This window comes from Ruegeria sp. YTSC192, from assembly GCF_059609705.1.
On record NZ_JBXWMG010000002.1, the window covers coordinates 240578 to 260256 of the forward strand.

A 19679-nucleotide genomic window follows, 5' to 3' on the forward strand; every position below is an offset into this window, starting at 1 on the left:
TCGCACCCAAGTCGCGCAAGACGCAATCACATATTCATACACTTAATAACATCAGGCAAGACTTCAGGCAGGTCTTCAGCAATTAATCCATCGCCGAACCGGCGCGCGCATTCCACGTGAAGCCACGCCGCCGCCTCCGCCGCTTCCATCGCGTCGAGCCCCCGGGCCAACAATCCTGTGACAAAACCGGCCAGTACGTCGCCCGATCCTGCCGTCGCCAGCCAGGGGGCCGCGCGCTCATATTGCGCCGAGTGGACCGAACACCGCCCGTTCGGGGCTGCGATCACCGTGTCAGGCCCTTTGAACAGCACCACGCAGCCCGCACGCTTGGCGGCCTCGCGCGATGCATCTGCCTTGGAAAACGCCGGGCCCTGGGTTGGAAGAACCGAAAGCTTTTCAGCAATATCAGGGAAAAGCCGCGCGAACTCACCTCCGTGAGGCGTCAGAACACAGGTCTCATGCAACTGACCAAACAAGGCCGAGGGATCATCGGCAAACGCCGTCAGCGCATCCGCGTCCAACACCGTCGCCCGCCGTGCGGCAAGGGCGACAGGAACCAGCTCCACGGCCCGCTCAACCCCCAACCCAGGACCCAGGCACATTGCGCTCAGTCGCTGATCCGCCAGAATGTCGCGCAGGTCGTCGCCCCCCTCGACCCGCTTCATCATCAAAGCAGTGATCTGACAGGCCACTTCCATCTGCGCCGAAGGCGGTACGCCAAGTGTCACCAACCCTGCCCCGATCCGCAAAGCCCCCCGCCCTGAAAGGCGCGCAGCTCCGGTTTTTCCAAATCCGCCTGTCAGGATCAGCGCATGTCCATGTGCGTATTTGTGACCCGGCGCATCTTTGACCAATTCGCCACAGGGTGGCTGTTGCACTTCTACCACCACCTCAGGCGCGCTCGGCTTACCACCCAACCCGATATCCTTCACGACCAGCTTCCCACAAAACGATGGCCCATCCTCCAAAACATGCCCAAGCTTGCGTGAATGAAACGTGACCGTCAGGGCCGCGCGGGCACACCTCCGGCCATGCGTGAGAAACGCGCCCCCCAAAACCTTTCCCGAATCCGAACAAAGCCCCGAGGGCAGATCAATCGCCACCGTCCGCGGCGGCACGATATCTGTACCGCCCCCCTGCCGCCGCAAAACCCAGGCCTCTGCTGCATCATCTTGCGCCCAAAGATGTTCCCAAAGAACAGGATCGTCGATTGGCCGCGCCAAACCGGTTCCAAACAACGCATCAATCGACACATCCGGTTGGTGCAGACCCCCGACGGCCAAATCCGCGGCCTTTCGCGTCGACCCGCCCCACCGCTCATAGTTCGTCCGCGCATCCTCAGGCAGTTTCGCCGGATCACCATACAGGAACACCTCAACTGTCCACCCCAGTTGCCGAAGCAACCGGGCCACCACAAACCCATCGCCCCCATTGTTCCCGGGTCCGCACATCACCGTGGCACGCAAAGGATCCCCTTCATCTGGCCTCAAATATCCCGGGGAGCTCGAGGGGCTGGTCCCTCGATCCCTCAACTCTGGCCATTCCTCAAAAATCGCATCCACAACGCCCTGCCCCGCGCGTTCCATCAACTCCAGCCCGGTCACCTCGCCCGAGACGATCGCTGCCTGTTCAAACGCCTTCATTTGCGCCGCCGTCAGCAAATCATCCATCTCAGATCCTCACGCGATTCAATTTTGATTACTTTTTGTGCAAGCTGGTCAAAATTTGACCAGACACCCATTTTCAATGCACCAGATCGCGCTGAGGCGCGCAATCGGATTGCTGCATTCATTTAGACGTGATCACTGCATTCCAGACAACCATGCAAGGTGAGCCGGAATGAAAAAGATCGAAGCGATCATCAAGCCGTTCAAACTGGACGAAGTTAAAGAGGCGCTGCAAGACGTTGGTGTCCAGGGTCTCAGCGTTATAGAAGTCAAAGGCTTTGGTCGCCAGAAAGGCCACACTGAACTGTATCGCGGCGCGGAATATGTCGTCGACTTTCTGCCCAAGGTAAAGGTAGAGGTCGTGCTGGATGACGATCAGGTCGATGCCGCCATCGAGGCCATCGTCTCTGCCGCGAAAACCGACAAGATCGGCGATGGCAAGATTTTTGTCTCGCCCGTCGAACAAGCGATCCGCATCCGCACCGGCGAGACCGGCTCGGACGCCCTGTAACAAAACACACTCAAATCAGAGGACCAAGAGAATGAGCAAGGACGCAGTTCTTCAGCTGATCAAAGACGAAGGCGCCGAATACGTCGACGTCCGTTTCACCGACCCGCGCGGCAAGCTGCAGCACGTGACACTGATGGCCGAACAGGTCGACGAAGACTTCCTGGAAGAGGGCTTTATGTTCGACGGTTCGTCCATCGCAGGCTGGAAGTCGATCGAAGCATCGGACATGAAGCTGATGGTCGACACTGACAGTGCCTATGTCGATCCGTTCTATGCGGAAAAAACTATCTGCGTTCACTGCTCGGTTGTTGAACCCGACACAGGCGAAGCCTATGAACGTGACCCGCGCGGCACCGCTCAGAAAGCCGAAGCCTACCTGAAAGCATCCGGTATCGGCGATGTCGCATACATGGGCCCCGAAGCTGAGTTTTTCCTGTTCGACGACGTCCGTTTCTCGAACAGCATCAACAAAGTATCCTACGAAGTTGATGCGACCGACGCGTCGTGGAACACCGACACCGAATACGAGATGGGCAACATGGGCCACCGTCCGGGCGTCAAGGGCGGTTACTTCCCGGTCAACCCGATCGACGAAGCACAAGACCTGCGCTCGGAAATGCTGTCGACCATGAAGCGTCTCGGCATGAAAGTGGACAAGCACCACCACGAGGTTGCGTCTTGTCAGCACGAGCTGGGCCTGATCTTTGACAGCCTGACCAAGCAAGCGGACGAGCTGCAGAAGTACAAATACGTCATCCACAACGTTGCACACGCCTACGGCAAATCGGCTACCTTCATGCCTAAGCCGATCGCAGGTGACAACGGCACCGGCATGCACGTGAACATGTCGATCTGGAAAGACGGCAAGCCTCTGTTCGCTGGCGACAAATACGCAGACCTGTCGGACGAAGCCCTGTATTTCATCGGCGGCATCCTGAAGCACGCCAAGACCCTGAACGCCTTCACCAACCCGGCGACCAACAGCTACAAGCGTCTGATCCCGGGCTTTGAGGCCCCTGTTCTGCGCGCCTACTCGGCTCGCAACCGTTCGGGTTGTGTCCGTATTCCGTGGACCGAAAGCCCGAAAGCCAAGCGCGTCGAAGCCCGCTTCCCCGATCCGGCTGCGAACCCATACCTGGCGTTTGCTGCGCTGCTGATGGCCGGTCTGGACGGCATCAAGAACAAGATCGATCCGGGCGAAGCCATGGACAAGAACCTGTACGACCTGCCTGCCGAAGAACTGGCCGACATCCCGACCGTCTGCGGCTCGCTGCGTGAGGCTCTGGAAGCTCTGGCATCCGATCACGACTTCCTGCTGCAGGGCGATGTGTTCACCAAAGACCAGATCGACGGCTACATCGCACTGAAGATGGAAGAAGTCGAAACATACGAGCACACGCCGCACCCGGTAGAATACGGCATGTACTACAGCTGCTAACCCAGCTGCAGACTGATCCTTCCAAGGGCGTCCATTCGGGCGCCCTTGTTTTGTTCAGAGCGGTCTTTCAAGCTGGCCGTCAAAACAAGCTGGGAGAGGGCGCATGTCACCCGATGAATGGTTCGAAGACCTCAGGCATGCCGGAGAGCTGGATTTGCATTAAAAACCCTTTTCCAAGCAAGGGGTGGCGTTTAGCTTTGGTACAGATTGTATGAAGGAATTGACCTGATGTTGCGCATTCTAATCCTGACGCTTGCCCTGTCTGCACCGACGCTTGGCCTCGCGGCCCCTTGCGGCAATACCAGTGCCGGGTTCGAGGCCTGGAAAGCCGACTTTGCCAAGCAGGCCAAAAAATCCGGGGTGAAGAAGAAAGGCCTGCAAGCCCTGGCGCAGACGCAATATGCGACCCGCACCATTGCCGCGGATCGCAACCAGAAAAGCTTCAAATACTCGCTTGATAAATTCATGCGGGTGCGCGGGGCCGATACCATCGTTGCGCAGGGGCGCAAACGGAAGGCCAGAAACCCGGATTTCTACGCCGCGTTGGAACGCCAATATGGTGTGCCAGCAGGGGTATTGATCGCCATCCACGGCATGGAAACCGGCTTTGGGGGGTTTATGGGCGACAGTCAGGTTGTGTCAGCAATAACCACTCTGGCCTATGATTGTCGCCGATCCGAGTTCTTTGTTCCCCATGCAATTGGGGCGCTGAAACTGGTCGATCAGGGCAGTATCACCATGGCCACAAAAGGGGCAAAACATGGCGAGCTTGGCCATACGCAGTTTCTGCCCGGCAACGCGCTGACCTATGGTGTCGACGCCACGGGGGACCGTCGCGTCGACTTCTACAACATGACAGATGCACTGGCCTCAACCGCCAATTTCCTGCGCAAGAAAGGCTGGAAACCCGGTCGCGGATATCAGCAGGGGCAACCTAATTTCAAGGTCATCCAACAGTGGAACGCGGCCTCGGTCTACCAGCAATCTATCGCGATAATGGCTGCTCGAATCGATGGATAGCCTGGCCGCGATCCGACCGCCCATCCCCCACAGTTCAGCCACAATCTCGCCATAGTTGTGCGAAAAAAGCCTCAATCACTTGGTTTCCAAAGCGTAGTCAATCTATCCAAATTTCGATTTTTTTGCATTTTTGCCAAATTCTGCCCCAGTTCCCACGGTAGAATGGTGGTCAGACGACTTGCGACAAAGGAATGCGCAGTGACCAAAAAGCACAGCTATCATGGCGGCTTGCAGTTTGAAGGTGATGCCGACAACGCGGTCGAGCGTTTCGGAACGATTGTCGCCACGACTCTGGAAGATTACGGCCACCTTGTTGAGCGTAAGGCCCTGCTGAGCGATACCGAGGCCAGCATCGTCTCCAGCCAGTACCTCGTGCGTCTGGCGCTCGAGTCCGAGGATCTCCAGACCGACGACCGGCACGAGCGTCTGGACCGTGCGGCCGGGTTGAAGACACTGGTCAAGCCATCTGCGTCACGCCCTCGCAACCGCCTGATCGTCACGATCTCGCCGGTGTCTCCCTTGCTGGATGATTCCGAAATCTCAGAGCTGATGCTCGCGGTCACTCTGTATCGCATGGTCGACATCTGCTCATCCCAGCGGGTGGAATGGTTGTCACCCCATACAGTTCTGACCGTCGAACAATTCATAGGTGCCTTTGACACGTTCGCGCCGACCAGACCCAGAAGCCGCAAGCAGATCTTTCAGGCCGTGACTGGGCAATTTGCTGATACGAAATTTCCGGAACCTGAAGAGCCCGAGATTGCCCCCCGGCCGATCCAACTGACCGATGAGCAGCTGCTGAGCATTGCGTTTCGCACTGAAGATGACCCGGTGGCGCAGGCTACTCCTGATCCGCAAGAGGACTCATCCGACCGCCCCAGCGACGCCCTGAGGCTGAGCAGCTGGTGCCTTACAGGTGTCGTCGCCAGCATGTCGGCCCCGATTGCTGTGTCGATGGCCGCGGTCAACCTGATCCGGGGCGAGGATTTCCGCCTGAACACGCAGGTTCTGGTCTTTACCTTTGCAATCGTGGCGTTGAACGCCAGCAACGCCTTTGCCGATGTCGCCACCGCACTAGGCATGTAACCTTATTACCGAAGACCCTCCTTGGAGGCCCCGCCATCAGGCGGGGTTTTCCATTTTCGGCGACTGGTCTGCGGCCAGAACATAAGTATGGATCGAAAACACCACTGCACGCGTTTCCGGCAGGCGCAGAAGGGTTTGGCGTTCGCTGCGCAAATATCGGGCGCGACCACGATCGCGGATTTCACGCGGATTGCTGGCGCTGCGGGGCTGGTGAAGCTCGGGGTCTTCATACCATAGGGCATTGAACCGCCAGAGCGGTCGCCCCGGCTGTATCCCGTCAAACAGACGCTGCACGCGACGGGCGATGTTGTCATCATAGCTGTCCACAGGAACATGAATTCCGACCAAAGGCCGCATGAACTTTTCATGTAGCCGCCAACTGGCCGGAAAGCACAGGATCGCTCCGGTCAGAACATGCTCATCCTCGTGTTTCTGGAGGATGCAGAAATCTTCTTGCACCAGATTGCACAGCGTATCCAGCGGGTTTGCAAAATCAATCGGTACGCGGGCGCCGTCCGGGCGCAATGCGCAGTCAGTCGCCTCTGGGTAGGTTTGGCGCAGAACGAGCTGCAACAGCTCCTGCGCGGCAGGTTCCGCCTCGGGGGACAGGGCCAGAACGTCGCTACGCCGGTTTTCCAACAGGAATGCACGGTGGGCCATCTGCGCGGCGAATGCATCGTCCTGATGCAACCATTCCGCCATCTCGACAGGCTGAATGCCCGGCAAGGCGCGGGTGTGGCGCGGGTCGTATGGGATAGAGGACTGTAAAATAACAACCATCCCATTCACTTACCATCAGCCTGCCCCCTTGTCGGTCAAAAAGCGACCAAGAAACCGTCGCATTTTTTTGGGACACCCCGGACGGGCGCTTGATACCTCTGGTGTGAACCAGCAGAGGCCAGTCATGAACAAACACTACCGCGATACGCGCAAAATCGACCCATCCCAAGGCGCAACTCTCGGCGATGGTACACCGAATGACAATGACCGAATCGAAATCGGGCCCACCCAGCTTGCCTTTGAGGAATGGGCCTCAGCCGGGCTGGCCCTGCCCAACCTCGAACGTATGCGGGAACATCGCTGGAAGCGTCTGACCCAAGCCATCGTGGATCGTGGCTATGGCGGGCTTCTCGTCTTCGACCCGCTCAACATCCGCTATGCGACCGACAGCACCAACATGCAGCTGTGGAACACCCACAACCCGTTCCGCGCCGTGCTGCTGTGTGCCGACGGGTATATGGTGATCTGGGACTATAAGAACTCGCCCTTTCTGTCGGAATTCAACCCCCTGGTGCGCGAACAGCGCTCGGGCGCGGATCTGTTCTACTTTGATCGCGGCGACAAGCTCGATATCGCGGCGGATGTGTTCTCGAACGAGGTACGTATCCTGATCGAGGAACATAGCGGCGGCAACAAGCGTCTGGCAGTTGACAAGATCATGCTGCACGGTCTGCGCGCGCTTGAGGCGCAAGGATTCGAGGTTGTGGAAGGCGAAGAACTGACCGAGAAAACCCGCGCCATCAAAGGCCCGGATGAGATTCTGGCGATGCGTTGTGCCAACCACGCCTGTGAAACAGCCGTGGCCGAGATGGAGAAATTCGCCCGCGCCAATGTTGGGGACGGCAAGACATCGGAAGATGACATCTGGGCGGTTTTGCATGCCGAAAACATCCGCCGCGGTGGCGAGTGGATTGAAACCCGCCTGCTGGCTTCGGGTCAGCGCACCAACCCGTGGTTTCAGGAATGCGGCCCACGCATCACGCAACAGAACGAGATCATCGCCTTTGATACCGATCTGGTCGGCTCTTACGGGATCTGCATCGACATCTCGCGCACATGGTGGATCGGTGACCAGAAGCCGCGCCCGGACATGATCTATGCCATGCAGCACGCGCATGAACATATCATGACCAACATGGAGATGCTGAAACCCGGCGTCATGATCCCTGAGCTAACCGCCAATGCGCACAGGCTGGATGACAAGTTTCAGGCCCAGAAATACGGCTGCCTGATGCATGGCGTCGGTCTGTGCGATGAATGGCCTTTGGTCGCGTACCCGGACCAAGCGGTCGAGGGCGCCTATGACTACCCGCTCGAACCCGGCATGGTCCTGTGCGTCGAGGCCGCTGTTGGCGAGGTTGGCGGGGACTTCTCGATCAAGCTGGAGGATCAGGTTCTGATCACCGAAGACGGCTATGAGAACCTGACCAAATACCCGTTTGATGCCGGCTTGATGGGGCTGGAATAAGCACTCAGTCCGACCAAGTCGAGCGTCGGACATTCCCGTGCCAATCCTCGGATGGAAGGGCGGCTTCGACACTGGTCGGGGTCGCCCTTTCCAAATTCTGGCCTAGCGAAAAGCCCAATACCCCGCTGAGCGCGATAAGGATCAGCAGATCAGCGCGGAGGTTATGCTGGCGCGGGGCGCATGCCGTATGTGTCATCTCGGTCTCCTTGTCTTGTTTGGTGTGACAGCTGCAAGATGGGAGGAAGAGATCAATTATGAAAACGAATATTTGATGCGTATATCATCACATTTTTTGAATATAGAAATATTCACTGGTTTTTGCTCACCTTCCCGTGACGCTTCCTACAATGGGGTTGAGACATCCGGCACAACTGCACACTATTGGTCCCATACCGATATCTAAGGAACAGCCATGCCAACCGAACGCATCACTTTTGCCGGTCACGACGGCGGCCGTCTGGCCGCGCGCCTCGACCTACCGGAAGGACCTGTCCTGGCGACCGCTCTGTTTGCACATTGCTTCACCTGCTCAAAGGACATTCCCGCAGCGCGTCGGATCTCGGCCCGGCTGGCGGCGATGGGCATTGCCGTTTTGCGTTTTGATTTCACCGGGTTGGGCCATTCTGAGGGTGAGTTTGCGAACACCACCTTTTCCTCGAATGTCGAAGACCTGATTGCTGCCGCGCATTTCCTTGCGGGCCGAAACATGGCCCCTTCGCTGCTGATCGGCCATTCCTTGGGCGGTGCTGCGGTTCTACGGGCCCGGGCAGGCATCCCTTCGGTCAAGGCGGTGGTCACGCTTGGGGCGCCAGCTGATCCGGGGCACGTCTCGCACCATTTCGAACAGGCCCTGCCCGAGATCGAACAAGAAGGCAGCGCCGAGGTTTCTCTGGGCGGTCGCCCCTTCCGCATTGGCAAGGCCTTTGTCGATGATATCTCGGAGGCCGCGTTGACCCCCTCGGTCGCCGACCTCAAGGCAGCGCTTTTGATCCTGCACGCGCCGCGGGATGAGACGGTGAGCATCGACAATGCCAGCACGCTCTTTATGGCTGCCAAACACCCTAAAAGCTTCGTGACCCTCGACGATGCCGATCACCTGATCACGCGGGCAAGCGATGCTGAATATGCCGCTGACGTCATTTCAGCATGGGTGTCGCGCTATATCGACCTCCGCCCACCTGCCCCGCCACCGGGGGCGCCCGAGGGTGTTGTCCGGGTGACCGAGGCCGATCCCAACGGCTTCCTGCAAGATATCCAGGCCGGACCGCGCCATCACGTCGTCGCGGACGAGCCCGCCTCATATGGTGGCACGGATCGGGGCATGTCGCCTTACGGGTTTGTCTCGTCCGGGCTTGGGGCCTGCACGTCGATGACCATCCGCATGTATGCACGGCGCAAGAAGTGGCCGCTGACTAGGGTGTCGGTGGATGTATGCCACAACAAGGTTCATGCACAGGATGCCGGGCTGAACGGGGACGCCAAGGTCGATCTGTTCCGCCGCAAGATCCGGCTTGAGGGGTCGCTGGATCAGGCCCAGCGCGACCGCCTTCTGGAAATTGCCGACAAATGCCCGGTGCATCGCACGTTGGAGGGCTCGGCGCATATCACGACCGAACTCCTCCCCTGAGCAGACGTCGCTCAGCGCCGGCGTGGCGCTGGACGGTGGATCGGAGGTCGTGCCGCCGGCGGTCGCGCAACCGGAGGACGCGGCCGCGCCGGAGGCTTTGCGATCGGCGGCTTCGGACGTGCCGGAGGTTTGTTGATCGGTGGCCGGTCGGGACGGTCGGGGCGGTCTACGTCGATATCGACATCCACATCGTGGTAATAGTCGTTCCACAGCATCGAGTCGTAGAACGGATCATACCCGTATCCGACACCCACCCCCACGCTGACGCCGTCACAGGCCGCCAGCGTCAAGCTTGAAATCCCCAGACCCAACACAAGAACGGATCGTTTCATCAATTTACGTGTCATCTGAGCCCCCTATTGCACCGACCGGAACGACGCGAACACGGCGTTCAGATCATCCACATAGGCAGGATCAGCCCCATTGCGCAGGATTGTCACGGCAATCGCAACGCGCCCACGGGGCAGATCAATGATGGTGGCGGTGAAATTCACGCCTCCGTCCCGCGTGCCAGTGCCTCGGATCACCTTGGCGGGCAGCCCTGCTATCCGAGTGTCGCTGGTGCTGGTCACCGTGGGATCATTCACCAGAAACTTGTCGATATCATCCAGATACCGCAACCCGTCCTGAATGCTGTTAACTCCTGCCGGCGAGACAAAGCCCATCCAGACCGAGTCATCCGTGACCGGCTTGAACCCCATCACACGCGCCACAGCGCGGGGGTCGCCCAGCTCCGTGTCTTCAATATCGCGTGGCCCGCCTGTACGCAGCACCCAGAAATCCGGCACCGCAAAGCTGAAGAGCGCACGCCCGGCGTCGGTATAAGTCACCGGGGTATCTGCGGCAGCTGGCACAACCGCCCCGACCCAAAGGGCCGCGCAGGCCGCCAGAGCCGTCTTTAAACGAATACGCATATCTCAATTGCCTAATTGTTTCACTGACCGCAGATTGGCCCGTCACGGCTGGTCTTGTCCAGCACCGCCCTGTCTGGAAAAGAAAAAACCCGCGCCTCGGATCTCGGGGCGCGGGTTAGAATTTCAGCAGGTTCAGGCGCTTAGCTGCGCGCATCTCCGACCAGTTTCCAAACGGCGGGGATCAGCAGGGCCGCCAGACCCAGCTTGATGGCGTCGCCCAGCAGGAACGGTGTCAGGCCCCATTCCAGGATCGGCTTGTCCCAACCGTAAAGCTGACCCAGCCACAGCAGGCCCGGTACGTAGATCAGAACGTTGGCCAGCAACAGCGCCAGTGCCAGTTTAACAACCGAGCGGTCCCAGCCGCGCGCAGCCAGAGCGCCCAGCAGAACGGTGGCCATCAGGTAACCGACCAGGTAGCCGCCAGTGCCGCCCATCATGTAGGTCAGACCGAATTTCTCGGCCGAGGAACCTGCGAATACGTCAAAGCCCAGCGCGCCGACCAGCAGGTAGCCCAGCATGGTGATCAGACCCAGACGTGCGCCATAGGCGGTGCCGATGGTCAGGACGGCAAAGGTGCCCATGGTGATCGGAACAGGCCACATCGGCACTTTGATTTTCGCAGCAACCGCCAGGGCCACGATGCCCAGAGCGACCAGTACAACCTGCTTTACAAGTAGCGCCGTACCTTCACGCGGGCCAAACGCATTGGCCAGAACGTTTACATTCATCTTAACTTCTCCCAATTCGGACCAAGATTTCTGCCCCAGCAATGCCTTGTCAGGCCCCAAACTGCAACATGATTACGCTATCGCAGCATAGTCTGTGGACATTTTGTAGGATTTTCGAGGTCCGGACACCGTCCATTGCACCGACCAGCGGGGCCAGTCGTTGAAATCATAAACCGCATCGTAACTGTCTGGCGCACAATCATGGTGGTCCGAGGCACTCGGCCCGCCCAGCGTCAAGGCATGGAAAAACCGCCCGTCGTCGAAATGGATCAACACGCGATGCCCGCCGTCGCGCCAAAGATACTTACGGGTTCCTTTCATCGGAGGCTGGCCGGGGATGCTGAGCGTGACCTCTTCGGTATAGATCAGCCCGTCCTCGGATCGCAGCAGCAGGGCCTCTCCCTTAGCCTGCATAACTTGCCCGGCCCGCGCATCGTGGATCGTGCGCGTCAGACGCCAGCGCCCTTCGAAATCGGACAATGTTGTTGGTACGCTCGTCATTCCCACTATCCCGGCCAGATCGCCGCAATCGGGCACTCATGCCTTGTTCCCATACGCCTACGGCGCTAAACCCCGCCGCAACGCTCTCTGCCAAATCACAATAAGGTCCTGCTGCCAATGATTCCTCGCTATTCCCGCCCCGAGATGGTTGCCATCTGGTCGCCCGAAACCAAGTTCCGCATCTGGTACGAGATCGAGGCGCATGCCTGCGAAGCCATGGCTGATCTGGGCGTGATCCCGCGTGAAAACGCCGACGCGGTGTGGAAAGCCAAGGACGTGGAATTCGACGTGGCCCGTATTGATGAAATCGAGGCCGTCACCAAGCACGACGTCATCGCCTTCCTGACTCACCTGGCCGAGCATGTCGGCAGTGACGAGGCCCGCTTTGTGCATCAGGGCATGACCAGCTCGGATGTTCTGGACACGTGCTTCAACGTACAGCTGACCCGCGCCGCCGATATTCTGATCACGGACCTCGAAGGGTTGCTGGGCGCTCTGAAACGCCGGGCCATCGAACACAAAGACACGGTTCGCATCGGCCGCAGCCACGGCATCCACGCTGAGCCGACAACGATGGGCCTGACCTTTGCCCGCTTCTACGCCGAAATGGACCGCAACCTGTCCCGTATGCGCGACGCGCGCGCCGAAATCGCCACCGGCGCGATCAGCGGTGCGGTCGGCACCTTCGCCAATATCGACCCCCGCGTTGAAGAGCATGTCTGCGACCAGTTGGGACTGGTGCCCGAGCCGATCAGCACTCAGGTCATCCCGCGCGACCGTCATGCAGCCTTCTTTGCCACGCTGGGCGTCATCGCCAGCAGCATCGAGAACATCGCCATCGAAATCCGCCACATGCAGCGGACCGAGGTTCTTGAGGCCGAAGAGTTTTTCTCGAAAGGTCAAAAGGGTTCCTCGGCGATGCCGCACAAGCGCAACCCGGTTCTGACCGAAAACCTGACCGGTCTGGCCCGTCTTGTCCGTATGGCCGTTGTGCCCGCAATGGAGAACGTGGCCCTTTGGCACGAGCGTGACATCTCGCATTCGTCGGTCGAGCGGAATATTGGCCCCGATACCACCGTCACTCTGGACTTCGCGCTGTCGCGCCTGACCAGCGTGATCGACAAGCTGGTCGTTTACCCGGAAAACATGCTGGCCAACATGAACAAGTTCCGCGGTCTGGTCATGAGCCAGCGCGTGCTGCTGGCCCTCACCCAAGCCGGTGTCAGCCGCGAAGATGCCTACCGTCTGGTGCAGCGCAACGCGATGAAGGTTTGGGAAGAAGGCAAGGACTTCAAAACCGAACTGCTGGGCGACGCCGAAGTGACCGCCGCCCTTAGCGTGGAAGAGATCGAAGAGAAATTCGATCTGGGCTACCACACCAAGCATGTCGACACGATTTTCGAACGTGTCTTCGGCGAATAAACCATCCCAGAAAAGCGCCCGGCCCCTCATCAACCGGGCGCTTTTTGCATCCTCACGCACTTCGTGAACAAAAATTCTGTCTGCTTTGTGAATAAAACGAAAAGCTCCGGTGTTAGCTTTTTTGAAGATCACACTATGATTTTAATGAGCAGATCTGTCCACGGAGTTAAAACTATGCGCATTCTTCTTGCTTCCGCGATTGCACTGACCTCTTTCGCCTTTTCCCCCATCGCAGCCCACGCGGCCGGTGGCGGCAGCGCCAATCCCCCAAAACCCACCAACACGACCAAGAAATGCCTGTTCGGCCGGGTCTGGAGCGAAGACCGCGGGCGTTGCGTCAAACCGAGCGCGACAAACTTCACCGATGAGGACCTCTATGAGGCCGTGCGTGAGCTGGCTTATGATGGTCAGCTGGAAAACGCCCAGAACATCCTGCGCGTCATGAGCGATCAAAGTGATGACCGCGTCCTGACCTACTGGGGCTTCACACACCGTAAGATGGGCAACATTGAGCTGGCGAATGCCTATTACGAGCAGGCCATCGCAACAAATCCAGACAACCTTCTGGCGCGCAGCTATATGGCTCAAGGCTATGTTTCCGAAGGGAAAACAGACCTGGCCATCGTCCAATGGCGCGAAATCAAGGCTCGCGGCGGCGAAGGCACCTGGGCCGAGGCGTCTCTGCGCGAGGCCATCAAGACCGGGCTGACCTATAACTATTAAGGTTCAGCCTTTCTTTACCTGATTCCCGCTAACCTGCCTGTGGAACAGAACTTTGGCACCGCAGGCAGATGCAGGATATGAATACTTTGGTTCAGGTGGCACCGGGGGCGCAGCCCTCGGGCGCAGGTCAGGCGAACGACGCGCCCCGCGTTGTCCCGCGCACACTCAGCAATCGTCAAAAGGCTGCTATAGTGGTGCGTCTGTTGCTGAATGAAGGGGCGGACATTCCACTAGAGGAACTGCCTGACGATTTGCAGGAAACACTCACGCACCAACTGGGCCAGATGGGTCTGGTGGACCGTGTGACGCTGGATGCGGTTGCGCAGGAATTTGGCGATGCGCTCGATAGCGTGGGCCTGGCTTTTCCCCATGGCCTTGCGGGGGCGCTGGACGCGGTGAACGGCAAGATTGCCCCCGCCACCGCAGCGAGATTGCGCAAGATCGCCGGCGTGCGTCAGATCGGCGACCCATGGCAACGATTGCGAGAGATCTCGGCCGAGGATCTGGCCCAGATGGCGCAGGCAGAAAGCACCGAGGTGGCCGCCGTGATGCTGTCCAAGCTCGACACGGCCAAAGCCGCGCAACTATTGGGGCACCTGCCCGGCCCCATCGCGCGACGCATCACCTATGCGATTTCCCAAACGGCCAATGTGACCCCCGAAGCGGTGGAACGGATCGGCTGGTCGCTGGCGGCGCAACTGGATCAACGTCCTTCGCAAGCGTTTGCTGATGACCCAGGCGCGCGGGTTGGGGCCATTCTGAATCAATCGGCGGCCTCAACCCGCGACGGGTTGCTGACGGCCCTGAACGAAGAGGATGCCGAATTCGCGGATATCGTGCGCCAATCCATCTTCACCTTCGCCCATATTCCGGCCCGTATCCCAACACGCGATGTGCCCACCATTCTGCGTGGGGTGGATCAGACCAGCCTCGTCACCGCACTGGCCGGCGCTGCCGCCGATGATGATAAGGCCTCGGTCGAATTTATCCTGTCCAATATCTCTGCCCGAATGGCCGACAATCTGCGCGAAGAAATGGCCGAGCGCGGGCGCGTTAAACAGTCTGACGCCGAAGAAGCCATGACCGAGATCGTCGGCGCGATCCGAACGCTGGTGGACGAAGGTACGCTGACATTGGTCGAACCAGAAGACGAGGAAGACTGACCTCAACCGGCTGAGTGCTTGAGCTTGCCGATCCGGGCCTGTATGTCTGATCCAGCAAAACGCAACACGCCGCGAGACACCTCCATGCCTGTCGAAAAGTCAGAGCTCAGCCGGTTTGAGCTTGGAAAATACTATGTCGCCAGCCTGTTCCTGAAAGGCGTGATCGGTGGCATGCGGTTGCTGCCCTATGGAACCCGCATCGCGGCGATGGGGGCCTTGGTCCGCGGATTGGCCCCGCTGGTCGGATTTCGAAAACGGGTCCGAAACAACCTGAAACTCACCTGCCCCGAGCTGTCAGAGCGTGACATCAACCGCATCGCGGCCGAGGTCTCGGACAATGCTGGCCGGGCCTTGATGGAGCACTTCTCGCCCGAAGGGTTCACGGCGCGCCAACGCAACGCCAAGCTGTCCGGCCCTGGTGTGGCCGCCTTTGATGCCGCCTCCGCCGAAGGGCGGCCCGTCATGATCATCGCCGCGCATTTCGGCCATTACCTGGCAACGCGAATCGCGCTGCAGGCCCGGAGTAGTCGCCCGCTGGGCTGCCTTTACCGCCGCATGGCCAACCCCTATTTCAACGAGGCCTATGTAAAAGCCTTCTACAAAACCGGCGCGCCCATGTTCGAACAGGGCCGACGCGGAATGGTTGAAATGGTACGTTCACTCAAAGGCGGAGAGATGATCGCCATTGTCTCGGACCTGCACGTTCACGGCGGGGAAGAGTTGATGTTCTTTGGCAAGCCCGCCGTCACATCCGTTCTGAACGCTGAACTTGCGATGAAGTACAATGCGGTCATGATCCCCTGCTACGCCGTGCGCCAACCAAACGGTCTGGATTTCGAAATCGTGATGCACGACCCGGTGCCACATTCCGACCCGAAGACCATGACCCAGTATATCAACGACGATCTGGAGCAGATGGTGCGCCAGCATATGGGGCAATGGTTCTGGATTCACCGCCGCTGGAAGGCCTGGAACGGACTGGGCGTGCAACCCGAAGATATGCCCTGATCACTTCACATGCGCAGCTGCGATGATTGGCCCGTGACCTGCCCGCTGCACCAGAACAACCGCTGGTAGGTCCGAATCCAACTGTGCTGAAAACGCCTGCTCATTGACCCCATCCCAGCGCCCGGCAATCTGCCAGCTTTCCACCACATTGGCATAATCGAATTCTTGGCCCGCAAGCTCTCCGCGCCGGATCGAGGCGTGGCGCAGTGGTGTGTACTGGACGATCCTCACGTCATAGGAGTCCTCAGCAGGCAAGTCGACTGGCGTCACGCGAACCGTCACCTCTTGCCCCGAACGCTCGGCCTCGACTTCGGCCGTGAGTGGGGCGATCTGATGCGCCTTGATCAGCCGGTTCAATTCCTGCAACTGCGCACCCACGACGTCGTGCCTCCCGTTGATCACCATCTGAGGCGTGTAGATCATCGACCGGCCACCGTTGCGGGCATAGGCCCGCTGGCGCAGCGTATGTTCAGGATCAGCGTATTCGTCTTTCCAACCGATGTAGTCCCAATAGTCCACATGCAACGCCAGCCCTATCACGTCATCGCGCTTGACCAACTCGTGCAAAAGCCGATCCGCAGGCGGGCAGGACGAACACCCTTGCGAGGTGAACAGCTCGATCACAACCGGATCCTCTTGCGCCGATACTGAAAAGGCGGCACAGGCAGATAGAAAGGCGGCTGCTAGGGCAGATTTGAACATGAGTCCCCTCGGCATGAAATACTTGCAAAACGGATAAACGTTTTGCTCTTCAAGCTCCAATCAAGGTTTCTTGAGACGAGGCGGTTCCCCGCCCTTGAATTTGCATACCACAGTATACACTTTCATCTTGTCAGTAACTGACGCTTGAACCCCAGACAAACGTGATCAAGATAAACCGCAGCGAATCCCATTTTCCAAGTTATTTGAAAGGGAGGCCACAGGATGCCTATCAAAACCGGACAGGATACCGCCAAAACACGCCGCAGCCTGAGCGTGAATGGCAAAACCATCTCCTACTACTCCATCCCCGCCGCCCAAGAGGCTGGACTGGGTGATTTCTCCAAGCTGCCCGCCGCGCTGAAAGTGGTGCTGGAAAACATGCTGCGTTTTGAGGATGACGGGTTTTCCGTCTCGGTCGACGACATCAAGGCCTTTGCGGAATGGGGTGAGAACGGAGGTAAGAACCCGCGTGAGATCGCCTATCGCCCTGCCCGCGTACTGATGCAGGATTTCACTGGTGTGCCTGCCGTGGTTGATCTGGCGGCCATGCGCGACGGCATCAAGGCGCTTGGGGGCGATGCGCAAAAGATCAATCCGCTGAACCCGGTGGATCTGGTCATCGACCACTCGGTCATGATCGACGAATTCGGCAATCCGCGCGCGTTTCAGATGAATGTAGACCGCGAATACGAGCGTAACATGGAACGCTACCAGTTCCTGAAATGGGGTCAGAACGCATTTAACAACTTCCGCGTCGTACCGCCTGGCACCGGCATCTGTCATCAGGTGAACCTTGAATATCTGGCCCAAACCGTCTGGACCGATACCGATCAGAACGGAGAAGAGGTCGCCTATCCCGACACCCTCGTGGGCACCGACAGCCACACCACTATGGTCAACGGCATGGCCGTTCTGGGCTGGGGCGTCGGCGGGATTGAGGCTGAGGCCGCGATGCTCGGCCAACCGATCTCGATGTTGATCCCCGAGGTTGTGGGTTTTGAACTGACGGGCGCGATGGTCGAGGGCACTACTGGTACTGACCTTGTGCTGAAAGTCGTCGAGATGCTGCGTGAAAAGGGCGTGGTTGGTAAATTCGTCGAATTCTACGGCGAAGGGTTGGATCGCCTTCCGCTGGCTGACCGTGCCACGATCGCCAATATGGCCCCCGAATATGGTGCGACCTGCGGCTTCTTCCCAATCGACGGCGAAACCCTGCGCTACATGCGCAATACCGGGCGCGACGAAGACCGCCTGGCCTTGGTCGAAGCCTATGCCAAGGAAAACGGGCTGTGGCGTGATGAGACCTACGCGCCAATCTATACTGACACCCTTTCGCTGGATATGGGCACCATTGTGCCTGCGATCTCGGGACCAAAACGCCCGCAAGACTACGTGGCGCTGACGGATGCGAAGGCCGCGTTCCTGAACGAGATGGAGAAGACCTTCAAACGCCCGATGGGCAAGCAGGTCGAAGTCAAAGGCGAGAATTTCGGTATGGAGTCGGGCAAGGTCGTGATCGCCTCGATCACCTCCTGCACCAACACGTCGAACCCATATGTGATGATCGGAGCCGGTCTGGTAGCGCGCAAAGCCGCCGCGCTGGGTCTGGATCGCAAGCCATGGGTGAAGACCTCGCTTGCGCCCGGATCGCAGGTGGTTTCCGCCTATCTTGAGGCCGCGGACCTGCAGGATGATCTGGACAAGATCGGGTTCAACCTTGTGGGCTATGGCTGCACCACCTGTATCGGCAACTCCGGCCCGATTCAGCGAGAAATCAGCGAGGCGATTTCCGAAGGCGATCTTGTCGCCACCTCGGTTCTGTCGGGCAACCGCAACTTCGAAGGTCGGATCTCGCCGGATGTGCGTGCCAACTATCTGGCCTCGCCGCCTCTGGTCGTTGTGTATGCGCTGGCAGGCACCATGGACATCGACCTGACATCCGAGCCGATCGGTCAGGATCGGGACGGTAACGACGTCTATATGAAAGACATCTGGCCGACCCAAAGCGAGATTGCGGAATTGGTCGAGGCGACCGTCACCCGCGAGGCATTCCAGTCGAAATACGCCGACGTCTTCAAAGGGGATGAGAAGTGGCGCGAGGTCGAGGTTCCACAGCAGGAAACCTATGACTGGCCACCGACCTCGACCTATATCCAGAACCCGCCCTACTTCCAGGGCATGGGGGCTGAGCCGGGCACGATCTCGAATATCGAGGGGGCCAAAGTACTGGCGATCCTGGGCGATATGGTTACGACCGACCACATCTCACCAGCTGGATCGTTTGCCACGACCTCGCCTGCCGGTCAGTACCTGATCGAACGTCAGGTGCAGCCGCGTGAGTTCAACTCTTACGGCTCGCGCCGAGGCAACCACGAGGTCATGATGCGCGGCACCTTCGCCAATATCCGCATCAAGAACGAGATGCTGGACGGGGTCGAAGGCGGTTACACCAAGGGGCCGGATGGCGCGCAGACCTCGATCTACGACGCGTCGATGGCGTATCAGGCGAACGGCACCCCGCTGGTCGTTTTTGGAGGTGAGCAATATGGCGCGGGCTCGTCCCGTGACTGGGCCGCGAAAGGGACGGCTCTGCTCGGTGTCAAAGCTGTGATTGCCGAGAGTTTTGAGCGTATTCACCGCTCGAACCTCGTGGGCATGGGCGTGATTCCGTTTGAATTCACCGGCGGAGACACCCGCAAAACGCTTGGGTTGAAAGGGGATGAGACGGTCTCGATCCACGGTCTGGACACGATTGAGCCGCTGCAGGAGGTGTCTTGCGATATTACCTACGGGGATGGCGCCGAGAAGACCATCACCCTGAAATGCCGGATAGATACGGCCCCCGAGATCGAATACATCGAGAACGGCGGTGTTCTGCACTACGTGCTGCGCAACCTCGCGAAGGCGGGTTGACGTGGTGT

At 59.0% G+C, this 19679-nt stretch carries 19 protein-coding genes; 11 read left to right on the forward strand and 8 right to left on the reverse strand.

All coding sequences use genetic code 11. From position 1 onward, the window contains the following. Positions 1 to 26: 26 nt before the first annotated feature. Complete coding sequence (locus AC2FD8_RS04475) at positions 27 to 1670, reverse strand: NAD(P)H-hydrate dehydratase (protein ID WP_496854229.1); 1644 nt, start codon at positions 1668 to 1670, stop codon at positions 27 to 29. A 169-nt stretch (positions 1671 to 1839) separates the two neighbouring features. Between AC2FD8_RS04475 and AC2FD8_RS04480 the strand changes: the two genes are divergently transcribed. The 4 genes from AC2FD8_RS04480 to AC2FD8_RS04495 all read left to right on the forward strand — a co-directional run bounded on the left by AC2FD8_RS04480 (position 1840) and on the right by AC2FD8_RS04495 (position 5722). Then, entirely contained in the window at positions 1840 to 2178 is a 339-nt protein-coding gene (locus AC2FD8_RS04480) for a P-II family nitrogen regulator (RefSeq protein WP_050602105.1), read from the forward strand. Positions 2179 to 2209: 31 nt separating this feature from the next. Further along, a complete protein-coding gene (glnA, locus tag AC2FD8_RS04485) occupies positions 2210 to 3616 on the forward strand; it encodes a type I glutamate--ammonia ligase (protein ID WP_496854230.1) in 1407 nt (468 codons plus the stop codon). Between the two features lie 228 nt (positions 3617 to 3844). Further along, on the forward strand, positions 3845 to 4636 hold the full coding sequence (locus AC2FD8_RS04490; RefSeq protein WP_496854231.1) for a lytic murein transglycosylase: 792 nt from the start codon (positions 3845 to 3847) through the stop codon (positions 4634 to 4636). A gap of 198 nt (positions 4637 to 4834) precedes the next feature. After that, on the forward strand, positions 4835 to 5722 hold the full coding sequence (locus tag AC2FD8_RS04495) for a hypothetical protein (protein ID WP_496854232.1): 888 nt from the start codon (positions 4835 to 4837) through the stop codon (positions 5720 to 5722). 36 nt (positions 5723 to 5758) lie between these two features. Here the strand turns inward: AC2FD8_RS04495 and AC2FD8_RS04500 are convergent, their stop codons facing one another. Continuing rightward, a complete protein-coding gene (locus tag AC2FD8_RS04500; protein WP_496854233.1) occupies positions 5759 to 6502 on the reverse strand; it encodes a heme-dependent oxidative N-demethylase family protein in 744 nt (247 codons plus the stop codon). A gap of 124 nt (positions 6503 to 6626) precedes the next feature. Between AC2FD8_RS04500 and dddP the strand changes: the two genes are divergently transcribed. Then, entirely contained in the window at positions 6627 to 7970 is a 1344-nt protein-coding gene (gene dddP, locus AC2FD8_RS04505; RefSeq protein WP_496854234.1) for a dimethylsulfonioproprionate lyase DddP, read from the forward strand. Between the two features lie 4 nt (positions 7971 to 7974). On the opposite strand, the gene AC2FD8_RS04510 is transcribed toward dddP, so the two are convergent. After that, on the reverse strand, positions 7975 to 8166 hold the full coding sequence (locus tag AC2FD8_RS04510; protein ID WP_496854235.1) for a hypothetical protein: 192 nt from the start codon (positions 8164 to 8166) through the stop codon (positions 7975 to 7977). 216 nt (positions 8167 to 8382) lie between these two features. On the opposite strand from AC2FD8_RS04510, the gene AC2FD8_RS04515 reads away from it, so the two are divergent. Beyond that, positions 8383 to 9597 carry a bifunctional alpha/beta hydrolase/OsmC family protein gene (locus AC2FD8_RS04515; protein ID WP_496854236.1) on the forward strand — a complete coding sequence of 405 codons (1215 nt, stop codon included), beginning with the start codon at positions 8383 to 8385 and terminating at the stop codon, positions 9595 to 9597. A gap of 11 nt (positions 9598 to 9608) precedes the next feature. Here AC2FD8_RS04515 and AC2FD8_RS04520 read toward each other — a convergent pair whose 3' ends face one another. From AC2FD8_RS04520 to AC2FD8_RS04535, 4 genes are all read right to left on the reverse strand, one after another. Further along, positions 9609 to 9944: a hypothetical protein gene (locus AC2FD8_RS04520; protein WP_496854237.1), complete on the reverse strand. Its 336-nt coding sequence runs from the start codon at positions 9942 to 9944 to the stop codon at positions 9609 to 9611. 9 nt (positions 9945 to 9953) lie between these two features. After that, positions 9954 to 10511, reverse strand: coding sequence for a hypothetical protein (locus AC2FD8_RS04525; protein WP_496854238.1), 558 nt, complete (start codon positions 10509 to 10511; stop codon positions 9954 to 9956). Between the two features lie 140 nt (positions 10512 to 10651). Next, positions 10652 to 11239: a biotin transporter BioY gene (locus tag AC2FD8_RS04530; protein WP_496854239.1), complete on the reverse strand. Its 588-nt coding sequence runs from the start codon at positions 11237 to 11239 to the stop codon at positions 10652 to 10654. 72 nt (positions 11240 to 11311) lie between these two features. Further along, entirely contained in the window at positions 11312 to 11740 is a 429-nt protein-coding gene (locus AC2FD8_RS04535; RefSeq protein ID WP_496854240.1) for a DUF6314 family protein, read from the reverse strand. 117 nt (positions 11741 to 11857) lie between these two features. On the opposite strand from AC2FD8_RS04535, the gene purB reads away from it, so the two are divergent. The 4 genes from purB (at position 11858) to AC2FD8_RS04555 (ending at position 16056) form a co-directional block, all read left to right on the forward strand. Further along, positions 11858 to 13162 (forward strand): adenylosuccinate lyase, encoded by a 1305-nt coding sequence (gene purB, locus AC2FD8_RS04540; RefSeq protein WP_496854241.1) that lies wholly within the window; start codon positions 11858 to 11860, stop codon positions 13160 to 13162. Between the two features lie 174 nt (positions 13163 to 13336). Continuing rightward, a complete protein-coding gene (locus tag AC2FD8_RS04545) occupies positions 13337 to 13885 on the forward strand; it encodes a tetratricopeptide repeat protein (RefSeq protein WP_496854242.1) in 549 nt (182 codons plus the stop codon). A gap of 68 nt (positions 13886 to 13953) precedes the next feature. Further along, on the forward strand, positions 13954 to 15048 hold the full coding sequence (locus tag AC2FD8_RS04550; RefSeq protein ID WP_496854243.1) for a flagellar motor switch protein FliG: 1095 nt from the start codon (positions 13954 to 13956) through the stop codon (positions 15046 to 15048). Positions 15049 to 15132: 84 nt separating this feature from the next. Then, the gene (locus AC2FD8_RS04555) at positions 15133 to 16056 is read left to right on the forward strand and encodes a lysophospholipid acyltransferase family protein (protein WP_496854244.1); all 924 of its coding nucleotides are present in this window, start codon (positions 15133 to 15135) and stop codon (positions 16054 to 16056) included. Here AC2FD8_RS04555 and AC2FD8_RS04560 read toward each other — a convergent pair whose 3' ends face one another. Beyond that, the gene (locus AC2FD8_RS04560) at positions 16057 to 16758 is read right to left on the reverse strand and encodes a DUF1223 domain-containing protein (protein WP_496854245.1); all 702 of its coding nucleotides are present in this window, start codon (positions 16756 to 16758) and stop codon (positions 16057 to 16059) included. It lies immediately after the preceding gene. Between the two features lie 222 nt (positions 16759 to 16980). Here AC2FD8_RS04560 and acnA point away from each other — a divergent pair, with 222 nt between their 5' ends. Beyond that, positions 16981 to 19671 carry an aconitate hydratase AcnA gene (gene acnA, locus AC2FD8_RS04565; RefSeq protein WP_496854246.1) on the forward strand — a complete coding sequence of 897 codons (2691 nt, stop codon included), beginning with the start codon at positions 16981 to 16983 and terminating at the stop codon, positions 19669 to 19671. Positions 19672 to 19679 lie beyond the last annotated feature (8 nt).